Below are 17,485 nucleotides of genomic sequence, written 5' to 3'. Positions count from 1 at the left end.
TCACAGCATCGCGGTGGCGTCGAGACCAAGGCCCCGCGCGACGGCGACGACCTCGTCGATGACGGAGCGGCTCACCGCGAGCCCTTCCGCCCGTTGCTTCTTCTCCTTGCGGAACTCGATCTCGCCGGGCATCAGGATCTCGTCGACGCCGGGCGCGCGCTCCGAGGCCTTCATGATGGCGATGTAGGCGTCCATCCGCTCCTTGAACGCGGCAACGTCGGTGAAGGCGGCGATGTTGATGGCGATGACGAAATGGCCGTTGCGCTGCGGACGGTCGAGGTCGTCATAGAGGTTCGTGAGCTCCTGGCCGAAGGCGCCGCCGGTGAGCAGGCCCGACAGGATCTCGCAGGCGAGGATGAGCCCCCAGCCCTTGTGCCCGCCGATGGGCAGGATCCAGCCGCCGTTCTTGACCCAGTTCGGATCGTTCGTCGGCCGCCCTTCCGCGTCCACGAGCCAGCCGTCGGGCAGTTGCATGCCCTTTTCGGCGTAGTAAAGAATCTTGCCGCGCGAGGACATGCCGAGCGCCGCATCGAGCACGATCGGCAGGGCCTCGCCGGTTGGCACGCCGATGGCGATCGGCAGCGGGCCGGTGAGCGGCGTCTTGCCGCCCCAGACCGGCATGATCGGCGAGCCGTTGGTCGTGGCGATGCCGATCATGTCCTGGGCGATCGCGCGCTGGACGTAATAGGCGTTCTCGCCGTTGTGGTTGGAATTGCGGATGCCGACGGCTGCGATGCCGGTCGTCCGCGCCTTCTCGATGGCGATGTCCATCGCATGCGAGGTCAGCACCGCCCCCAGGCCTTCGCCGCCGTCGATCAGCATGGTGGCGGCCGTCTCCTTGACCACGGTCCCCCGGCTCGCCGGTTTGAAGCCACCCTGCTGCAGCCGGCGGATGTAGACCGGCAGGCGCAGCACCCCGTGCGAATTCATGCCCCTGGCATCGGCGGACACCAGCGATCCGGCGACGAGGGCGGCGTCCGGCGCGGGAACGTCCACCTTCTCGAGCATGGCCTGGACCAGGGCCTCCAGCCGGGGGGCATCGACGAGATACGAGCCGTCTTCGAGGAGTTTCATCAGCATTTTTCCTTTTGTTGGGACGCGCGGGTCAGGGCGCGCCGAGCACGAGGTTGGGCAGCCAGAGCGAGAGCCCCGGCACGAGTGTCAGGATGAGGACCGTGGCGACCCCGGCCATGAAGAAGGGGAAGGTCGCCGCCACGCCCTTCTCGAGCGGCACGTCGCCGATGCGGCAGGCGAGCGCCAGCACGATGCCGACGGGCGGTGTCAGGAGCCCGAGGCAGAGGTTCGCGGTGACGATCACGCCGAAATGGACAGGGTCGATCCCGAGCTGCTGGGCGACGGGAAAGAGGATCGGCAGGATCATGATCTTCGCCGCGTTCACCTCCATGAAGGTGCCGAGGATGACGAGCACCACGTTGACGAGCAGGAGGAAGGCGACCGGCGTGTCCGCGACGCTCAGGATCCAGGCCGCGACCGTCTCGGGCGTCTTGGTATAGGCGAGCACCCAGGAGAAGAGCCCGGCGCCGCCGATGATGATCATGACGACGGCGGTCGACTGGACAGTGCTGCGAAGGCTTGCCGCCAGCGTCGCGAGGTTGAGCTCGCGATAGATGAGGCCGATGCCGATGGCGTAGAGCACGGCAATGGCGGCCGCCTCCGTCACCGTGAAGACGCCCATGCGGATGCCGACGAGGATGAAGACCGGCAGCAGCAGGGCGAAGCCCGCCGCCCGTGCGGTGGACAGCACCTCCCGCATGGGGGCCGGCGGCTGGACGGTCATCTGGCCCCGATGCGCCTTCCACACGACCACCGCGATCATGACCACGGCCCAGAGGAGCGATGGAATGATCGCCGCGATGAAGAGGCGCAGGATCGAGGTGTCGGTCAGGAAGCCGTAGAGGATCCAGGCGATGGAGGGCGGGATCATCGGCGACAGCGGCGCCGAGCAGGCCGTGACCGCCACCGAGAAGGCCGGCGAATAGCCGGAGCGCACCATGGCCGGGATGAAGGTGCGCCCGAGCGCGCTCGTGTCCGCTACGGCCGAGCCGGAAATGCCGCCGAAGAGCACCGACGTGAGCACGTTGGAGATGGCGAGGCCCCCGCGGAAGCGGCCGACGAGGGCATTGGCGAACCGGATGAGCCTGTCCGAGAGCCCGCCGAGGCTCATGAGCGCACCGGTGAAAAGGAAGAAGGGGATGGCGAGCAGGGAGAAGTTGTCCATGCCGGCGAAGATCCGCTGCGGCATGATGAGCGGATTGACGGTGCCGCCGAAGAGAAGCGCCAGCATGCTGCCGATGATCACGGCAAAGCCGATCGGCACACCGATGAGCATGAGGAGGAGAAAGGAGACGGCCAGAATAGTGAGCATCACGGCGGTCCTTTCACCGGGACAGGCGGCGCGCGAGGAGGAAGAAGGCGATTAGCCCGGCCCCGATCGGCACGGCCGCATAGGCCCAGCTCATCGGTAGGCCGAGGCCCGTCGAGATGCGGCGCAGGCCGGAGGCGGCGAAGCCGTAGCCGAAATAGGCGAGCGAGCCCGCCATCGCGATGAGGATGAAATCGCGCACCACCGAGACGGCCCGCTCGAGCGGCTCAGGCAACATGTCGACGAAGACGGTCACCGCAACGTGGCCGCCGTGTTCGAGCACGTAGGCGCTGCCGAGCATCGTCACCCAGACGAGCAGGAAGCGGGCGAGTTCCTCCGACCAGATCGTCGGCGCGTGCAGCACGTAGCGCGCGAAGACCTGCCAGACGATCGCCGCGACCATGACGAGAAACAGGCCGATGAGGACCTTGTCGAGAACACGCTCGACGAAATGGACGAGACGGGACATGGGAGCCGTTCGGAAAATCGGGTTCTGGCCGCCTTCCGGCAGCCGGTTCGCCTGACGGCGGGCGAAAAGAAAGGGGCGGGCCCGAAGGCAGGCCCGCCCGGCCGGTCAGCTCTGGCCGGCCTGCTGGAAGCGCACGATCCACTCCTGGAAATCGGCGGGATACTTGTCCTTGAGGGGCACGAGCTTCTCGCGGAAGGCCGCCACGTCGGGCCGCACGATCTTGACGCCGTGCTTCTCAAGCTCGCCCTCATAGGTGGCGAGGAGCTTCTGCATCTCCTCGGAGCCCCAGGCCATGGCCTTCTCGCCTTCCTCGATGAGGACCGCCTGCGTCTCCTCCGGCAGCTTGTTGAAGAAGTCCGCGTCGAAGATGAAGGTGTAATAGGCGTTCACGTGCCCCGTCATGATGACATAGGGCACGGCCTCATAATATTTGGAACGCAGATGCGCCTCGAGCGGGTTCTCGGCAGCGTCGATGATCCCCTGCTGCAGGGCAGAGTAAACTTCCAGGCTGGGCATCGGCGTGGGGCTCGCGCCGAGTGTTTCCCACGTGGCGCGGAAGATCTGCTGGTTGGGCACGCGCAGCTTCAGGCCGGCGAGATCCTCCGGCTTCTCGATGGGGCGGCGCGTCGCCATTTCCCGCGCGCCGCGGAAGCCCGCCCCGACCAGCTTGAAGCCGGCACGCTTCTCGATCTCGTCATGGAAGGCCTGGCCGACGCCGCCCTTCTGCATGACGACCTTGAAGTGGTCGTAGTCGCGGATGAGGTAAGGGTACGATCCGAGGCCCGCGAGCGCATCGTAGCTGTCGAGATGCCCGACCTCCTGGATGACGATGTTGGTCGTGCCGAACTGCAGGGCCTCGATCGTCTCGGCCGCACTGCCGAGCGCGCCCGAATAGGACATGTCGATGACGACCTGGCCGTTCGTGCGCTCCTTCACCGCCTGCGCATAGCGGTCGCCGACCTTGGACCAGATATTGTCGGGCGGCGCGATGGTGGCGGCCTGCAGGCGCAAGGGCTCCGCCTCGGCAGAGAGGGTGAAGGCGAAGAGGGTCGCGAACGCGGCAAGACTTCGCCGGCACAGCCGGGTGTTGATCATGGGCTCTTCCTCCATTGGGATTGACGGCGCGGGGTTGCGCGTTTACCGCGCTTATTGATGCACGCTAACATGATGTTAGCGTCTATCATTCGGAATGGTCAAGGGGCGGATCGAATGACGAGCGACAATATGGCGCCGGCGCGCCGCAACCGGGCCTCGGCCAAGCAGGCGAGCATGGCCGATGTCGCCCGGCAGGCGGGCGTCTCGATGATCACGGTCTCGCGCATGCTGCGGCAGCCGGATCTCGTCACTGCCGAGACGCGCCGGCGGATCGAAGAGGCGATGGCGGAGGTCGGCTACGTGCCGAATCTGGTCGCCGGCGGGCTCGCGGCCACCCGCACCCAGGTGGTCGCCGCGATCGTTCCCTATATCCAGCACGGCGTCTTTGCCGATGCGGTGCAGGGCCTGTCGGACGCGCTCAGCCCGTCCAAATACTGCGTCCTCCTCGGCAATACCGCCGAATCGAGCGAGGGCGAGGAGGCCATCGTGCGCACGCTGCTCGGCCATCGGCCGGCAGGCCTCGTCATCCAGGGCGCCAATCATTCCCCCGCCACGCGGCAACTCCTTCGGAAGGCGCAGATCCCGGTCGTCGAGATGGGCACGCTCCCCGACGAGCCCATCGACTGCTGCGTCGGCTATTCCAACCGGCAGGCCGCGATCGCGATGACCGAGCGGCTGATCGCCGGCGGGCGGCGGCGCATCGGCTTCGTCGGCGCCGATCCGTCCCAGAACGACCGCCATGCCCAGCGCCTCGACGGCTACCGCGTCGCCCTGGAGGCGGCGGGGCTCGATTTCGATCCCCGCCTCGTCGTGCGGGCACGCTTCGGCATCGCCCAGGGGCGGGAGGCGCTCGCGCATCTGATCGCGGTGGAGCCGAAGCTCGACGGCCTGTTCTGCGCCTCGGACCTGTGGGCCGCCGGCGCGGTCTATGAATGCACGCGCCGCGGCATCGCGGTGCCGGACGCCATCGCGATCGCCGGCTTCAACGACCAGGAGCTGGCCGCCGAGATGGTGCCCTCCCTGACCACCATCCGCGTGCGCCGCCACGAGATCGGCTTCGTCGCCGGCAACCTGATCCTGGCGCGCATCGAAGGCAGCGAGAGCGGCCATAAGCGCATCGATGTGGGCTTCGAGCTGATCGCCCGCGAGAGCGCCTGAACGGCAGCAGGCGGTCACCGGGGCGACTCGGCGAGGAGAAGGTCGAGCTCCGTCACGCGCTTGCCGTCGATGAGCGCCCGGCATTGAGCGTCGAAGACGCGGAAGTGCGGCGCGGCGAGATGCGCGGCGAACGCTGCCCGATCCGCATAGATCTCATAGAGGACGATGTTGAAGGGATCGCCGGGGCGGCGGCAGACGTCGAAGACGAGGCAGCCGGGCTCGTCGGCGAGTGAGCGGCACGCGTTCTCGCAGATGAGCGCCTCGAACGCCTCCTCGGCCCCCTTGCGGACGGCGAATTCGACGAGGATGGCATAGCGCTCGTCGCGGCTCTCCGGTCCGGATACCGGCTCGTGGAGGGACAGGCCCGGATCGGTCATCAAGAATGCTCCTTCTTTTCTCGGCCTGTCACGGCCGCGTGCCATAGATCGCGGCGGGAGACGCGAGCCGCGCATCGACGGCCGCACCATCCGCGGATGATGATCCCGCGCCTCAGGCCCCGTCGCCGCCTGCCCCCGCGGTGCGCAGGCGCTGCAGGGCGCGCGCCCGCCAGCGCCGGTAGGCCGGCAGCTGGGAGAGCACGATGAGCGTGATGGCGAGCACGAGGATGAGGCTCAGAGGGCGGGTCACGAAGGGCGTCAGATCCCCCTGCCCCACCATGAGCGCGCGCCTGAGGTTCTCGTCGGCCATCGGCCCGAGGATGACGCCGATCACCAGCGCCGAGATCGGGTAATGCATGCGCGTGAGGAAATAGGCCGCGAGCCCCACCGCGAACATCAGGTAGAGGTTGAACGTGCTGAGGCCGAGCGCATAGGAGCCGAGGACGGACAGGATGGCGACGACCGGCAGGAAGAGCGACGGCGGGATGCGCAGCAGCTTCACGACCTGGCGGGCGAGCAGCATGCCGTTGATCCACATGGCGAGCGACGCGAGCACCATGATGGCCGCCAGCTCGACGAGGAAGTTGGGCTGCTCGATCGACAGCATCGGCCCGGGCGTCAGTCCGTGCAGCATCAGCGCCCCGAGCAGCATGACGGCCGGCGGGCTGCCGGGGATGCCCAGCGTGACGAGGGGGATCAGCGCGCCGCCGATGCAGGCGTTGTTGGCCGTCTCCGACGAGATCAGCCCGGCCGGCTCGCCCTTGCCGAAATTCTCGGGATTGGGCGAACTGGCCTTGGCGGTGCCGTAGGAGACCCAGCCGGCGATATCCTCCCCCACGCCCGGCACGGCGCCGATGCCGACCCCGATCATGGCTGAGCGGATGACATGCTTGAGGTTGCGCAGCATGGTCCGGATGTCCGGCAGGATGCGGCCGACGGCTTGCAGCCTGACGGCGCCGTCCCCCTCCCGCAGGCCGTGAATGATCTGCGGAATGGCGAAGGCACCGATCAGCACCGGCACCACCTCGATGCCGGAATCGAGCTCCGGCACCCCGAAGGTGAAGCGCGGGAAGAACATCAGCCCGTCGCGGCCGACCGTCGACAGGGCAAGGCCGAGGAAACCGGCGATCCAACCCTTGATGACGAGATCGGAGCTCTGCAGCGTGCCCGAGATGATGATGCCGAAGAGCGCGAGCAGGAAGAACTCGTAGGACGTGAACTGCAGCGCAAGCTCGAGGATGAGCGGCGCGACCACCACGAGGGCCAGCATGCCGACCACCGTCCCGACGAAGGAGGCCGTGGTCGTGAGCCCGAGGACGCGGCCGGCCTCGCCGCGCTGCGCCATGGGATAGCCGTCCATGGCCGAGGCGGCGGAGGCGGCGGTACCCGGAATGTTGAGCAGGATCGCCGAATAGGAGCCGCCATAGACCGCCCCGACATACATGGCGATGAGCGCGATGAGCGCCATGTTGAGGTCGAGCGAATAGGTCAGCGTGGCGAGAAGGCCGACGCCGAGCGTGGCGGTGAGCCCGGGCAGCGCGCCGAAGGTGATGCCGAGCAGGCTCGCGCCAATGAGCAGGAGCCAGCTCACTGGCTGCGACAGGAGCCCGGCAAGGGCCCCGGCAAAGGCGCCGAACTGATCGAGAACCGTCATGAGCATACCATCATGGCTCGCTCACCGGAGGAGGAGGAGGCGGCGCGCCGCGTCGAGCGTATTGATCGTCACGCCTTCCACCGGCAGGGGCACGAGCAGCCCCCATTTGAAGACGACGGAGAGGATGAGGGACGTGCCGAGCGCCACGACGAGGCAGCGGCGCCAGCGCCTGCGCTCCGGCGCGCCGGCGGCCCAGGCGACGCTCACCGCGGCAGCGAGGAATGCCGCCCAGACCGCAAGGTCGCGCAGGTCCGCCCCCGTGGAGCGGGGCTGCGGCCGCCAGCCGGCGGCGAAGGTCGCCAGGAGGACCGCGGCGATCGCGCAGGCGAAGACGGCAAGGCCCGCCTTCCGCACGCGGGCGGTGGGCAGGTGGTACGCCGCCGCGAGGGTGAGGAGCGTGAGCGCCGTCGCCGCCGTGAAGTCGACGTAGGGGACGAGGCAATAGATGTAGCCGCCGAGGACGAAGGCGACGATCCAGATGTCCCGCGCCGCCCCCGCATGGCCCCGCAGCGCCCGCGGCGTGACATCGGCGAGCGCGGCGCTCGCCGCGCCGGCACGCACGGCGGTCGCAAGCAGGGAACAGGACAGGAGGATCAGGAAGGCCGAGACGATCAGCGGCAGCAGCGCTGGCGAGACGTACCACGCGTTGCGCACCCCGGCATAGGACCCTTCGAGCGGATAGCCGAGGGTCTCGACCAGCATGAAGACCGATATGGCGACGAGGACGAGCCCGGTCCAGAAATCCGCCTTGCGCAGGCCGGGCACCGACTGATCGTTTCGGCTCACGACGCACCCCGCGGGAGCATTGGTGACAACGGCAGGGACGGGACGGGCTCGGCCGCCGGCCTTCAGCGCCAGCGGTCGACCCGCCCCGGCTTCTCACTTCGCCGGCTTGGGAATGCCGAGCTTCTCGGGGCTCACGGTCGCGGCGCCGAGCTCGTGCAGCGTCCAGGCGAACAGGCCCTCGAGACGCTGGAACTCCTCGCGCGCCGCCTCGCCGCTCTTGCCCGAGATCTCGTAAAAGTTCTGGGCCGCCCAGCCCTTCACCTTGTCCGACTGCACGGCCTTGTCGAAGGCATCCGTCAGGGTCTTCTTGACCGCGTCCGGCGCATCGGCGCGCACGGCAAAGCCGATGGCCTGCTGGATGGGCAGGTGCTCCTTGAGGTCCGGGAAATCGGCGAAGGCGGACGGCACATCGCCGATGCCTTCCACGCTGACCGCGTTCGGCGTCAGCATGGCGAGCGGGCGCAGGCGCTTGGCACGGATGAGCTGCTGCTGCTCGGCGAGGGAGGTGACGACGACGGCGACCTCGCCCGAGACGGCCGCATTCTGCGCCGGGGCCGAGCCGTCATAGGGAATGTAGTTGAACTTGGCGCCGGTGCCCTTCTCGAGGGCGAGCAGGTTGAGGTGGTGGATGGAGCCCGCGGCGCTCGCCCCGACGCGGATCTCGCCGGGCTTTGCCTTCGCCGCCTCGATGAGCTCCTTGAGCGTCTGATAGGGCGCATTCGCCGACACCGACACGAGATCGGGCGAGCCGCCGACGATGAAGGGCTGCCACACCTCGAAGCGCTGATCCCAGCCGCCCTGGACCCCTGCCGTGACGTTCGATTCCGAGATGCCGGCCAGCGTATAGCCGTCGGCGGGCTGGCCGTAGACGAAGCTCATGCCGGCCGAGCCGCCCACGCCGCCGGTGCGGTTGACGACATTGATGCGCGCCGGCAGGTGCTGCTGCATCTCCGCCGCGATGAGCCGGTTCACCGTATCCGTGCCGCCGCCGGCCGCCCAGACGACGACCACGCTGATGTCGCGCGCCGGATAATCCTCGGCACGCGCCACGGTCGCGGCGGCGACCAGCGCCACTGCGGCTGCGGCACCTGCCCCACCCATGAACTTTCTCATGGTTCCTTCCTCCCTGGTCTTCATTCCGGCCCCGGTTGACCGGGCTATTGATTTCTTCTCACGATCCGGTATTCATTTACGTATACACAAACGAGTGCACCGTCAACCATGATCGAACTCGCCAGTCTCACTGCCGTCGGCTCCGGCCTCGTGCGGCCCGAATGCGTCATCGCCCACGCGAGCGGCCTCGTCTTCACGGCGGACTGGCACGGCGAAGGCGGCGTCGCGATCATCGGCGCGGACGGACAGGTCAGCCGCATCACGGCGCGCGGCGCGCCGCGGACCATGCGCCCGAACGGCATCGCCCTCGAGCCGGGCGGCAGCTTCCTCCTCGCCGATCTCGGCGCGGAGGAAGGCGGCGTCTTCCGCCTCCAGCCGGACGGCGGCATCGAGCCCGTCGCGACGGAAATCGACGGGCGTCCCTTCCCCGCGACGAACTTCGTCTACCGCGATGCCGATGGCGGGCTCTGGGTGACGGTGAGCACCCGCCGCGTGCCGCGCGACCTCGGCTACCGGCCCGATGTCGATGACGGCTTCATCGTGCGCATCGATCGCCGGGGCGCGCGCATCGTCGCCGACCGGCTCGGCTACACCAACGAGTGCCACGTCTCTCCGGACGGGCGCTATCTCTACGTCAACGAGACCTTCACCCGCCGCCTGTCGCGCTACGCGCTGCGTGCCGACGGCTCGCTCGCCGGCAAGGAAGTCGTGGCCACCTTCGGACCCGGCACCTTTCCCGACGGCCTCGCCTTCGATGCGGAAGGCGGCATCTGGATCACGTCGATCGTCAGCAACCGCCTCATCCGCGTCACCCCGGACGGCGGGCAGGAGGTGATGCTGGAGGATGCGGACGCGGGACACCTCGATGCCGTCGAACAGGCCTATGCCGCCGGCCGGCTCGGGCGCCCGCATCTCGACACGGTCCGCAGCAGGCTCCTGCGCAACATTTCGAGCCTCGCCTTCGGCGGGCCGGATCTCTCGACGGCCTGGCTGGGCTGCCTGCTCGGCGACAGCCTCTTCTCCTTCCGCAGTCCGGTCGCCGGCGCGCCGCCGGTGCACTGGTCCCATCCGCTCGGCCCGCTCGCCTCGCTTGCCGCGACCGGTCCCTACCCCGCAAACGGAGCATCCGCAGAATGAACCCCTCCTCCACCTTCCGCATCGCGGTCCTTCCCGGCGACGGCATCGGCGTCGAGGTCATGCAGCCGTGCATCGACGTCCTCGAGGCGGCCATGCGCCGGGTCGGCAATGTCGCGCTCGATTACGAATGGCTGGAGGCGGGCGCCAACACCTATCGCGAGACCGGCAACGCCCTGCCGAAGGCGACCTTCGACGCCTGCGCGAAGGCCGATGCCATCCTCCTCGGCGCCATGGGGATGCCGCACATCCGCTATCCCGACGGCACCGAGATCGCCCCGCAGCTCGACCTGCGCTTCGACCTCGGCCTTTATGCCGGCGTGCGGCCGATCCGCACGATCCCCGGCGTGCCGAGCCTGCTCGCCAGCCCCCGGGCCGAGGCCATCGACTTCGTCATCATCCGCGAATCGACGGAAGGTCTCTTCGCCTCGCGCGGCAAGGGCGTCGTCACGGACGACCGGGAGGCGCGCGACACGATGGTGATCACGCGCCCGGTCTGCGAGCGCCTGTTCGACTTCTCGTTCCGCCTCGCCGAGGACCGGCGCGGCAGCGGCAGCGGCAAGGGCCGGGTGACCTGCGTCGACAAGGCCAATGTCTTTGCCTCCTTCGCCTTCTTCCGCAAGATCTTCGACGAGCGCGCCGCACGCTTCCCCGATCTTGCGGCCGACCACGTCTATATCGACGCCATGGCGCTCTCGCTGGTGCTGAAGCCCTGGGAGTTCGACGTCATGGTGACGGAGAACATGTTCGGCGACATCCTGTCGGACCTCGGGGCCGGCCTCATCGGCGGCATGGGCTATGCCCCCTCCGCCGACATCGGCGACGAGCATGCCGTCTTCCAGCCCTGTCACGGCAGCGCGCCGGATATCGCCGGTGAGGGCAAGGCCAATCCGACGGCGATGTTCCAGTCGGCGGCGATGATGCTGGACTGGCTGGGCGAGCGCCACGCGGCTCCGAGCGCGCGGGCGGCGGCGCGGCTCATCACCGATGCGATCGACGCGGCCTTCGCCGACGGACGCCTGCGCACCTGCGAGTTCGGCGGCGATGCCGATACCGCCGCGGTGACCCGCGCCATCCTCGCCGCCATCGATAACGACACCGCCCGGGTGGCGGCCGGCGGACGGGCCTGAGCCATGACCAGGCTGCGCGTGGCCACCATCGGCGCCGGCTATTTCAGCCAGTTCCACCACGATGCCTGGGCGCGGATGGACGACGTCGAGATCGTCGCCATCTGCGACCGCGACATCGACAAGGCGGCGGCCTTCGCGCAGCGTTTCGCGATTCCGGGGGTCTATGCCGACGCCGCGCGGATGCTCGACGAGGTTGCGCCGGACCTCCTCGACATCATCGCGCCCCCTGCATCCCATCGCGAGCTCGTCGGCCTCGCTGCCGAGCGCGGCATCCCCGCCATCTGCCAGAAGGCGTTCTGCCGCTCCCTGGCGGAGGCGGAGGAGACGGTCGCGCTCGCCGAGGCCGCCGGCATCCCGCTGATCGTGCACGAGAACTTCCGCTTCGAGCCCTGGCACCTGAAGATCCGGGAACTCATCGATGCCGGCCTCGTGGGGCCGCTCTACCAGGCGAGCTTCCGCCTGCGGCCGGGCGACGGGCGGGGCGAGCGGGCCTATCTCGACCGCCAGCCCTATTTCCAGACCATGGAGCGCTTCCTCATCCACGAGACGGCGATCCACTTCATCGACACCTTCCGCTTCCTGTTCGGTGAGGTGGCGGGGGTCGATGCGCGGCTGCGACGGGTCAATCCCGTACTGCGCGGCGAGGACGCGGGCATCATCGTCTTCTCCCTCGCTAACGGCGCCGCCGCCCTCTTCGACGGCAACCGTCTCTCGGACCACGCCGCCGACGACAGACGCCTGACGATGGGCGAGATGCTCGTCGAGGGCGAGAACGGCACGTTGCGCCTCGACGGCTACGGTCGTCTCTTCTTCCGTCGCTTCGGGGAGAACGCCGAGGAGGAAATCGCCTATGAATGGGAACGGCGTGGATTTGCCGGCGACAGCGTCTACAAGCTGCAGCGCCACGTCGTCGACCATCTGCGCCATGGGCGGCCCGTGGTGAACACCGGCCGCGATTACCTCGTCAACCTGCGCATCGAGGAGGCGATCTACCGGTCGGCGGCACGGGACTGGGAACCGGTGTAGATAGAGTGGCAGACGGAGGGCAGTGACGATCGTGCGGATGGAGAACCGAGACAGCGAAGAGCGCATGTCGCTCACGGCGCGGGCCTATGGCGAGATCCGCCGGCGCATCCTCGACAACGAGATGCCGCCGGGCACCATGATGCTCGAGCAGGAGCTGGCGGCCATGCTCGCCATGAGCCGCACGCCCGTCCGCGAAGCTCTCATTCGGCTCGCCAACGAGGGCATGGTCGAGGTGCGCCCGCGCCACGGCATGCGCGTATTGCCGGTTTCGGCCGACGACATGGCCGAGATCTACCAGATCCTCACCGCGCTCGAATCGGACGCCGCCGCCGAGATCGCCCGCACCGGGTTGGGCCCCGAGGAGCTCGCCGCCCTCAAGGGCGCCGTCCAGGAGATGGAGGACGCGCTGGCGGCCGACGACCTCAAGGCCTGGGCGCGGGCCGACGGCCATTTCCACACGCTGCTCATCGAGGCCTGCCGCAACAAGCGCCTGCGCGCGCTCGTCTACCAGTTCTGGGACCAGACCTACCGCGTGCGCATGCTGACCCTGACGCTGCGTCCGCGCCCAACGGATTCCAACAGGGACCACCAGGCCCTCGTCGATGCCATCGAGCGGCGCGACCCGGAAGCCGCCGCCCGCATCCACCGCGAGCACCGGCTGCGCGCCGGCGCCATGCTGGTATCCCTCCTGCGCAACGGGCCGACCCAGCTCTGATGCAGAAGCCCGCCGCGATCATGTATCGCCGCCGGCGCCGGCGATGCCGGCAAGGCTCGCCGGACGGATGAAGCCTTGGCGGGTGCAGCGTTCCAGCAGCGCCCGGTCCGGTTCCGGGCCAAAACCGGGCGCGTCATCGAGAAGGACCGCACCCTCCACGAGCTCCTGCGGCCCGCCGCGGATCGCGTCGAACAGGGGGCTCTCGCGCACCTGCCGTTCGAGGATGAGGAAAGACGGCAGGGCCGCCGCCACCTGCACGCTGATCCGGTCGAGCACCGGCCCGACCGGATTGTGGAGGCTCACCCCGACGCCCGAGGCCGCCGCCAGTTCGAGCATGGCAAGGCCGGTGCGGATGCCCGTCCAGCGCAGGTCCGGCAGGATGGCATCGCAGGTGCCGCGCGCCAGAAAGTCCCGGGCCTCCGCAAAGCTCTCCAGATGCTCGCCGCCGGCGATGCGGATGCCGCGGTCATTGGCGAAATGGCGCAAGGCCCGCCCCGTTTCGGCGTCGAAAGCGTCCTCCGCGAGCGGCTCCTCGAGCCAGTAGAGGCCCGCGTCACCGACCTCGCGCAGGACCGTGCGCGCCATCACCGGCGAAAGGCGGGCGTGACAATCGACAAGCAGCGCCACATCGGGACCGATCGCCTCGCGCACCGCAGCGATGCGGGCCAGGCCGGCGCTCAGGAGGCGCGTGCCCGCCTGATGGTCGACGCGGGCCCAGTCGAGCCCGTCGAAGGGCGCGATCTTCACGGCCCTGTAGCCGTCCTGCGTCACGACCTCCCGGGCGCGTGCGGCAAAGGCCTGCGGCGAGCGGTTGGTGATGCCGCGGTTGATATTGGCGTAGACCGGAACCGCCTGCCGTTCCGGCCCGCCGAGCAGGGCGGCGAGCGGCAGGCCCGCACGGCGCGCAAGCGCATCGAGGAAGGCCTGCTCGACGGCACGCATCACCGTCAGCCGCGCCTGCGAGGCATGGGCACTGCGCAGGCCGGCGAGGGCCTCGCCCGCTCCCGCGAAGGACCGGCCGGCGAGAAGCGCCCCGGCATGGCCGATCTCGGCGAGCACCGCCTCTTCCGCTCCGGCGAGCGTCGCCTCGCCCCAGCCGGCGATCCCGTCGGCAAAGCCGAGCTCCAGCAGGATCCAGACGGTTTTCGCCGACACCTGGATGGTGAAGGCCTCGACGGATGTGATGGGCAGGGGCCACCGGCCGCCTGCGCGAGACGTTTCCAAGGGCGCCTCCTCTGTGCTTCGCCCGAAGGGCGCTCGTCTCACGCCGTGTTGGCGGTCGGGCTCTCCTTGCGGACGAGGCCTTGGGCCTTGAGCTCCTCCCAGAAGGCGGGCGGAATGTGAAAGCGCATCATCGCGACATTGGTCTCGACCTCGGCGGGCGAACTGAAGCCTGCGGCGACACTCGCCACCACCGGATGACCGAGCGCGAATTGCAGCGCCGCCGCCGCCAACGGCACGCCGTGACGCTCGCAGACGTCCTCGATCTGCCGCGTCCGCTCCAGGATCGCAGGCGGCGCATCGGCATAGAAGAACTTCGCGCCCGGACGCGCACCGGTCGCGAGGATGCCGGAATTGAACGGCGCCGCCGAGACGATGGAAATTCCCTCGCGCTCGCAGAGCGGAAAGAGCTGGTCGAGCGGCGACTGGTCGAGCAGCGTGTAGCGGCCCGCCAGCATGAAGCAGTCGAAGCGGCCGGCTTCCGCGAAGCGCACGAGGATCTCGTTGTCATTGACGCCGACGCCGATCGCCTTCACATGGCCGTTGCGGCGCAGCTCGTCGAGGGCGCGATAGCCGTCGGCCATTACCTCGTCGAAGCGGCGGTCGACGGCATCGCCGTGCCAGCGCCGGTTGACGTCGTGGATAAACAGGATGTCGAAATCGACGAGGCCCGTGCGCTGCTGGCTGTCCTCGATCGACCGCATGACGCCGTCGTAGCTGTAATCGTATACGACCTCGAAGGGCAGCGGGTCGACATACATGCTCTCCGGCGCGCGGCCGCGCACCGGGCGGAGCAGCCGGCCGACCTTGGTCGACACCACGCAATCGCCTCGGCGCTCACGCAGGGCGTGGCCGAGGCGATGCTCCGCGAGCCCGAGGCCGTAGAACGGCGCCACGTCGAAATAGCGCAGGCCCGCGTCATAGGCCGCCGCCACCGTCGCATCGGCCTCGGCGTCCGAGAGCGCTCGGTAGACGCCGCCCAGCGGGGCGGCGCCGAAACCGAGCACCGAGACGGCAAGGTCGGTGCGGCCGAGACGGCGCGTCGGGACGCCCTCCGTCATCTCAGGCGTCCTTGCTGGCGCGCACGGTGATGCCCGCCTGCTCCTCGCGCAGGTGCAGCACCGAGGTGACGTCGAAATCGGCGAAGCCCGTGGTCTTGGCCTCCACCAGCACCGCATGGGCCGCGTCGCCGACCGGCGTGTCGACGCCGAGCGCCCTCGCCATGCCGATGGCCAGCCGCTGGTCCTTCTCCCCGAGCTTGACCATGAAGCCGGGCGAGAAGTCACCGGCGAGGCCCTTCTTCGGCAGGGCGATGGCGAGCTGGTTGTTCCAGGCCATCGTCGTGCGCATGACCTCGGTCATGAGCTCGAGCGACAGGCCGGCCTTGGCGCCCATGACGAGCGCCTCGCTCGTTGCCGACAAGATGGTGGCGGCGAGGAAGTTGTTGGTGAGCTTCAGCGCCTCGCCCATGCCGAGACTGCCGCAATAGAAAAAGTCGCTGCCCATGCAGGCGAGGATCGGGCGCACGCGCTCGACCACGGCGGGATCGCCGCCCACCATCAGGGTCAGCGTGCCGGCGATGGCGTGATCCTGGGTCTTGCCGACGGGGCTGTCGACCATGGCGATGCCCTTTTCGGCAAGCGCCTGGCCGACACGCCGCGTCACGGCGGGATCGATGGTGCTCATGTCGACGAGCACGGCGCCCGGGCGCATGGCGTGGGCGAGCCCGCCCTCGCCCAGCACCGCCCGCTCGACGTCCGGCCCGTCGGGCAGCATGGTGATGACGACATCGGCCCCGTCGGCGAGATCGGCGAGCGAGGCCGCGGCCTCGCCGCCGACCGCGACATGCGCCTCGATGGCGTTGCGGTTCAGGTCGAAGCCCTTCACGCGATAGCCCTTGCGCAGGATGTTGCGCGCCATGGGGCCACCCATGGTGCCGAGCCCCAGAAACCCGATCCTGTCCATCGATTCCATCCTTGTTCGATCCGGCAACGGATCAGTTCTTCGTCTGCCAGCGGTCCTGCTGCCATGTCGGCAATCCGCGCAGATCGCCGGCGTCGGAGGCCGTGAAGGCGCTCTCGTCGGGCTTGCTGCCCGAGAGTTCGTAGGCCTCGCGCAGGAGCGGCGCGGCCTTGGCGACATTGTCGTGCACGACCTGCCACTCTAGCGGGGCCGGGATCAGCCCGCCCGCCACCATGAATTTCGAGGTCTCGACGATGGCGCTGACGTCACCCTGCGTCGGCCACACCCAGCCGCGGCGGAAGAGCACCTCGTCCTCCACGACCTTGGCGCCGAGGTCGGACGGCAGGCCCCAGTATTTCTCGACGCTGTCGGAAATGGCGGCCGGCGACATGCCCTTCAGCGCATCGACGGCTTCCTGCTGGGCGGCGACGAAGGCCGTGATCAGTTTCGGGTGCTTGTCGAGGAGTTCATCCCGCGTCATCCAGAAGGAGCGGTGCAGATAATAGCCGTCCGGGTAGAAGGCGGACTTCTTGACCGACGGCAGCAGGTGCCCCGCCCCCTCGCCTTCCGGGCCCTTGTAATGGTCTTCCGTGTAGCCGAAGGAATTGACGATGCCGACGGTGCCGACCTCCTTCTGCGCCTTGAGGAAGGCGGGATAGATCAGCACGGCCGCATCCATGCCGCGCGGGATGGTCGCCGCCTGCGCCTGGGTCGGCGTGTTGATCATCTTGATGTCGAAGTCGCGCGGATTGCCCGAGCCGAGCTCGTTGAGGAGGATCTGAGAAAAGGCGTTGTAGGGGTCGCCGCCCAGCAGCGCGCCGACGGTCTTGCCCTTGAGATCCGCGATATTGCGGATCTCGGATCCCTTCCGCGTCGCGACGACGAAGCGGAAGTGCCCCTCGCCGACATTGACCACCGTCCACGGCTGCTTGGCGGCGAGGCCGCGGATGATGGGCGTGTTGCCCCACATGCCGAGGTCGAGATTGTTGCTGACGAAGGCCTCCACCATCGGCTGCGCGGAGGGATAGTCACGCCAGTCGACCGTCAGGTCGTAGCCGGCCTCCTTCGCCTTCTTCTCGAAGACCTTGTTGTTGAGCATGTATTGCGTGACGGGCGAATTGCCGGCCGCCCAGGGCTGACGCCCCACGGAGACGCTCACGGCCTGCGCCCGCGCGATGCGCGGCGCGGCGATGACCGCGATGCCGGCCGCTCCGGCCGTTGCGAGGAAACGGCGACGCGTTGGCTTGCTGGTATCCCTCATG

General features: G+C 68.7%; 17 protein-coding genes. 5 read left to right on the top strand and 12 right to left on the bottom strand.

Going from position 1 to position 17,485, the window contains the following annotated elements; all coding sequences use genetic code 11:
- The 4 genes from GGR16_RS12555 to GGR16_RS12540 all read right to left on the bottom strand — a co-directional run bounded on the left by GGR16_RS12555 (position 1) and on the right by GGR16_RS12540 (position 3,947).
- On the bottom strand, positions 1 to 1,074 hold the full coding sequence (locus GGR16_RS12555) for an Ldh family oxidoreductase (RefSeq protein WP_183316823.1): 1,074 nt from the start codon (positions 1,072 to 1,074) through the stop codon (positions 1 to 3).
- Positions 1,075 to 1,105: 31 nt separating this feature from the next.
- On the bottom strand, positions 1,106 to 2,386 hold the full coding sequence (locus tag GGR16_RS12550; RefSeq protein WP_019401081.1) for a TRAP transporter large permease: 1,281 nt from the start codon (positions 2,384 to 2,386) through the stop codon (positions 1,106 to 1,108).
- A gap of 13 nt (positions 2,387 to 2,399) precedes the next feature.
- Entirely contained in the window at positions 2,400 to 2,852 is a 453-nt protein-coding gene (locus GGR16_RS12545; RefSeq protein ID WP_183316822.1) for a TRAP transporter small permease, read from the bottom strand.
- Between the two features lie 105 nt (positions 2,853 to 2,957).
- A complete protein-coding gene (locus GGR16_RS12540) occupies positions 2,958 to 3,947 on the bottom strand; it encodes a TRAP transporter substrate-binding protein (protein ID WP_183316821.1) in 990 nt (329 codons plus the stop codon).
- Positions 3,948 to 4,061: 114 nt separating this feature from the next.
- Here GGR16_RS12540 and GGR16_RS12535 point away from each other — a divergent pair, with 114 nt between their 5' ends.
- The gene (locus GGR16_RS12535) at positions 4,062 to 5,105 is read left to right on the top strand and encodes a LacI family DNA-binding transcriptional regulator (protein ID WP_183316820.1); all 1,044 of its coding nucleotides are present in this window, start codon (positions 4,062 to 4,064) and stop codon (positions 5,103 to 5,105) included.
- Positions 5,106 to 5,119: 14 nt separating this feature from the next.
- On the opposite strand, the gene GGR16_RS12530 is transcribed toward GGR16_RS12535, so the two are convergent.
- From GGR16_RS12530 to GGR16_RS12515, 4 genes are all read right to left on the bottom strand, one after another.
- Positions 5,120 to 5,482, bottom strand: a complete 363-nt coding sequence (locus GGR16_RS12530; RefSeq protein ID WP_183316819.1) for a putative quinol monooxygenase — start codon at positions 5,480 to 5,482, stop codon at positions 5,120 to 5,122.
- Between the two features lie 112 nt (positions 5,483 to 5,594).
- Positions 5,595 to 7,136: a tripartite tricarboxylate transporter permease gene (locus GGR16_RS12525; protein WP_053193334.1), complete on the bottom strand. Its 1,542-nt coding sequence runs from the start codon at positions 7,134 to 7,136 to the stop codon at positions 5,595 to 5,597.
- A 21-nt stretch (positions 7,137 to 7,157) separates the two neighbouring features.
- Positions 7,158 to 7,922, bottom strand: a complete 765-nt coding sequence (locus GGR16_RS12520) for a hypothetical protein (RefSeq protein ID WP_183316817.1) — start codon at positions 7,920 to 7,922, stop codon at positions 7,158 to 7,160.
- Positions 7,923 to 8,015: 93 nt separating this feature from the next.
- Entirely contained in the window at positions 8,016 to 9,035 is a 1,020-nt protein-coding gene (locus GGR16_RS12515) for a tripartite tricarboxylate transporter substrate binding protein (protein WP_183316816.1), read from the bottom strand.
- A 108-nt stretch (positions 9,036 to 9,143) separates the two neighbouring features.
- Between GGR16_RS12515 and GGR16_RS12510 the strand changes: the two genes are divergently transcribed.
- Genes GGR16_RS12510 through GGR16_RS12495 form a run of 4 tightly spaced genes read left to right on the top strand, consistent with a single transcriptional unit; the run spans position 9,144 to position 13,040 of the window.
- Positions 9,144 to 10,172 (top strand): SMP-30/gluconolactonase/LRE family protein, encoded by a 1,029-nt coding sequence (locus GGR16_RS12510; protein WP_183316815.1) that lies wholly within the window; start codon positions 9,144 to 9,146, stop codon positions 10,170 to 10,172.
- Entirely contained in the window at positions 10,169 to 11,299 is a 1,131-nt protein-coding gene (locus GGR16_RS12505; protein ID WP_183316814.1) for an isocitrate/isopropylmalate dehydrogenase family protein, read from the top strand. Before GGR16_RS12510 ends, GGR16_RS12505 begins: the two co-directional genes overlap by 4 nt.
- A 3-nt stretch (positions 11,300 to 11,302) precedes the next feature.
- Positions 11,303 to 12,325, top strand: coding sequence for a Gfo/Idh/MocA family protein (locus GGR16_RS12500; protein WP_183316813.1), 1,023 nt, complete (start codon positions 11,303 to 11,305; stop codon positions 12,323 to 12,325).
- A 22-nt stretch (positions 12,326 to 12,347) separates the two neighbouring features.
- Positions 12,348 to 13,040 (top strand): GntR family transcriptional regulator, encoded by a 693-nt coding sequence (locus tag GGR16_RS12495; protein WP_343059702.1) that lies wholly within the window; start codon positions 12,348 to 12,350, stop codon positions 13,038 to 13,040.
- Positions 13,041 to 13,058: 18 nt separating this feature from the next.
- On the opposite strand, the gene GGR16_RS12490 is transcribed toward GGR16_RS12495, so the two are convergent.
- Genes GGR16_RS12490 through GGR16_RS12475 form a run of 4 tightly spaced genes read right to left on the bottom strand, consistent with a single transcriptional unit; the run spans position 13,059 to position 17,484 of the window.
- The gene (locus GGR16_RS12490; protein ID WP_183316812.1) at positions 13,059 to 14,264 is read right to left on the bottom strand and encodes a mandelate racemase/muconate lactonizing enzyme family protein; all 1,206 of its coding nucleotides are present in this window, start codon (positions 14,262 to 14,264) and stop codon (positions 13,059 to 13,061) included.
- 38 nt (positions 14,265 to 14,302) lie between these two features.
- Positions 14,303 to 15,322, bottom strand: coding sequence for an aldo/keto reductase (locus GGR16_RS12485; RefSeq protein WP_183316811.1), 1,020 nt, complete (start codon positions 15,320 to 15,322; stop codon positions 14,303 to 14,305).
- Between the two features lies 1 nt (position 15,323).
- Positions 15,324 to 16,226 carry an NAD(P)-dependent oxidoreductase gene (locus GGR16_RS12480; protein WP_183316810.1) on the bottom strand — a complete coding sequence of 301 codons (903 nt, stop codon included), beginning with the start codon at positions 16,224 to 16,226 and terminating at the stop codon, positions 15,324 to 15,326.
- Positions 16,227 to 16,257: 31 nt separating this feature from the next.
- The gene (locus tag GGR16_RS12475) at positions 16,258 to 17,484 is read right to left on the bottom strand and encodes an ABC transporter substrate-binding protein (protein WP_183316809.1); all 1,227 of its coding nucleotides are present in this window, start codon (positions 17,482 to 17,484) and stop codon (positions 16,258 to 16,260) included.
- Position 17,485: the final 1 nt, after the last annotated feature.

This window comes from Chelatococcus caeni (genome assembly GCF_014196925.1).
Classification (GTDB): Bacteria; Pseudomonadota; Alphaproteobacteria; order Rhizobiales; family Beijerinckiaceae; genus Chelatococcus_A; species Chelatococcus_A caeni.
Note: the sequence above shows the minus strand (reverse complement) of the source record. Positions and strands in the feature narration are given on the sequence as shown.

What these genes read in the sequence shown, in the direction of transcription:
- GGR16_RS12555 (WP_183316823.1), bottom strand. Translation starts at nt 1,074, where the DNA reads ATGAAACTCCTCGAAGACGGCTCGTATCTCGTCGATGCCCCCCGGCTG.
- GGR16_RS12550 (WP_019401081.1), bottom strand. Translation starts at nt 2,386, where the DNA reads ATGCTCACTATTCTGGCCGTCTCCTTTCTCCTCCTCATGCTCATCGGT.
- GGR16_RS12545 (WP_183316822.1), bottom strand. Translation starts at nt 2,852, where the DNA reads ATGTCCCGTCTCGTCCATTTCGTCGAGCGTGTTCTCGACAAGGTCCTC.
- GGR16_RS12540 (WP_183316821.1), bottom strand. Translation starts at nt 3,947, where the DNA reads ATGATCAACACCCGGCTGTGCCGGCGAAGTCTTGCCGCGTTCGCGACC.
- GGR16_RS12535 (WP_183316820.1), top strand. Translation starts at nt 4,062, where the DNA reads ATGACGAGCGACAATATGGCGCCGGCGCGCCGCAACCGGGCCTCGGCC.
- GGR16_RS12530 (WP_183316819.1), bottom strand. Translation starts at nt 5,482, where the DNA reads ATGACCGATCCGGGCCTGTCCCTCCACGAGCCGGTATCCGGACCGGAG.
- GGR16_RS12525 (WP_053193334.1), bottom strand. Translation starts at nt 7,136, where the DNA reads ATGACGGTTCTCGATCAGTTCGGCGCCTTTGCCGGGGCCCTTGCCGGG.
- GGR16_RS12515 (WP_183316816.1), bottom strand. Translation starts at nt 9,035, where the DNA reads ATGAGAAAGTTCATGGGTGGGGCAGGTGCCGCAGCCGCAGTGGCGCTG.
- GGR16_RS12510 (WP_183316815.1), top strand. Translation starts at nt 9,144, where the DNA reads ATGATCGAACTCGCCAGTCTCACTGCCGTCGGCTCCGGCCTCGTGCGG.
- GGR16_RS12505 (WP_183316814.1), top strand. Translation starts at nt 10,169, where the DNA reads ATGAACCCCTCCTCCACCTTCCGCATCGCGGTCCTTCCCGGCGACGGC.
- GGR16_RS12500 (WP_183316813.1), top strand. Translation starts at nt 11,303, where the DNA reads ATGACCAGGCTGCGCGTGGCCACCATCGGCGCCGGCTATTTCAGCCAG.
- GGR16_RS12485 (WP_183316811.1), bottom strand. Translation starts at nt 15,322, where the DNA reads ATGACGGAGGGCGTCCCGACGCGCCGTCTCGGCCGCACCGACCTTGCC.
- GGR16_RS12480 (WP_183316810.1), bottom strand. Translation starts at nt 16,226, where the DNA reads ATGGACAGGATCGGGTTTCTGGGGCTCGGCACCATGGGTGGCCCCATG.
- GGR16_RS12475 (WP_183316809.1), bottom strand. Translation starts at nt 17,484, where the DNA reads ATGAGGGATACCAGCAAGCCAACGCGTCGCCGTTTCCTCGCAACGGCC.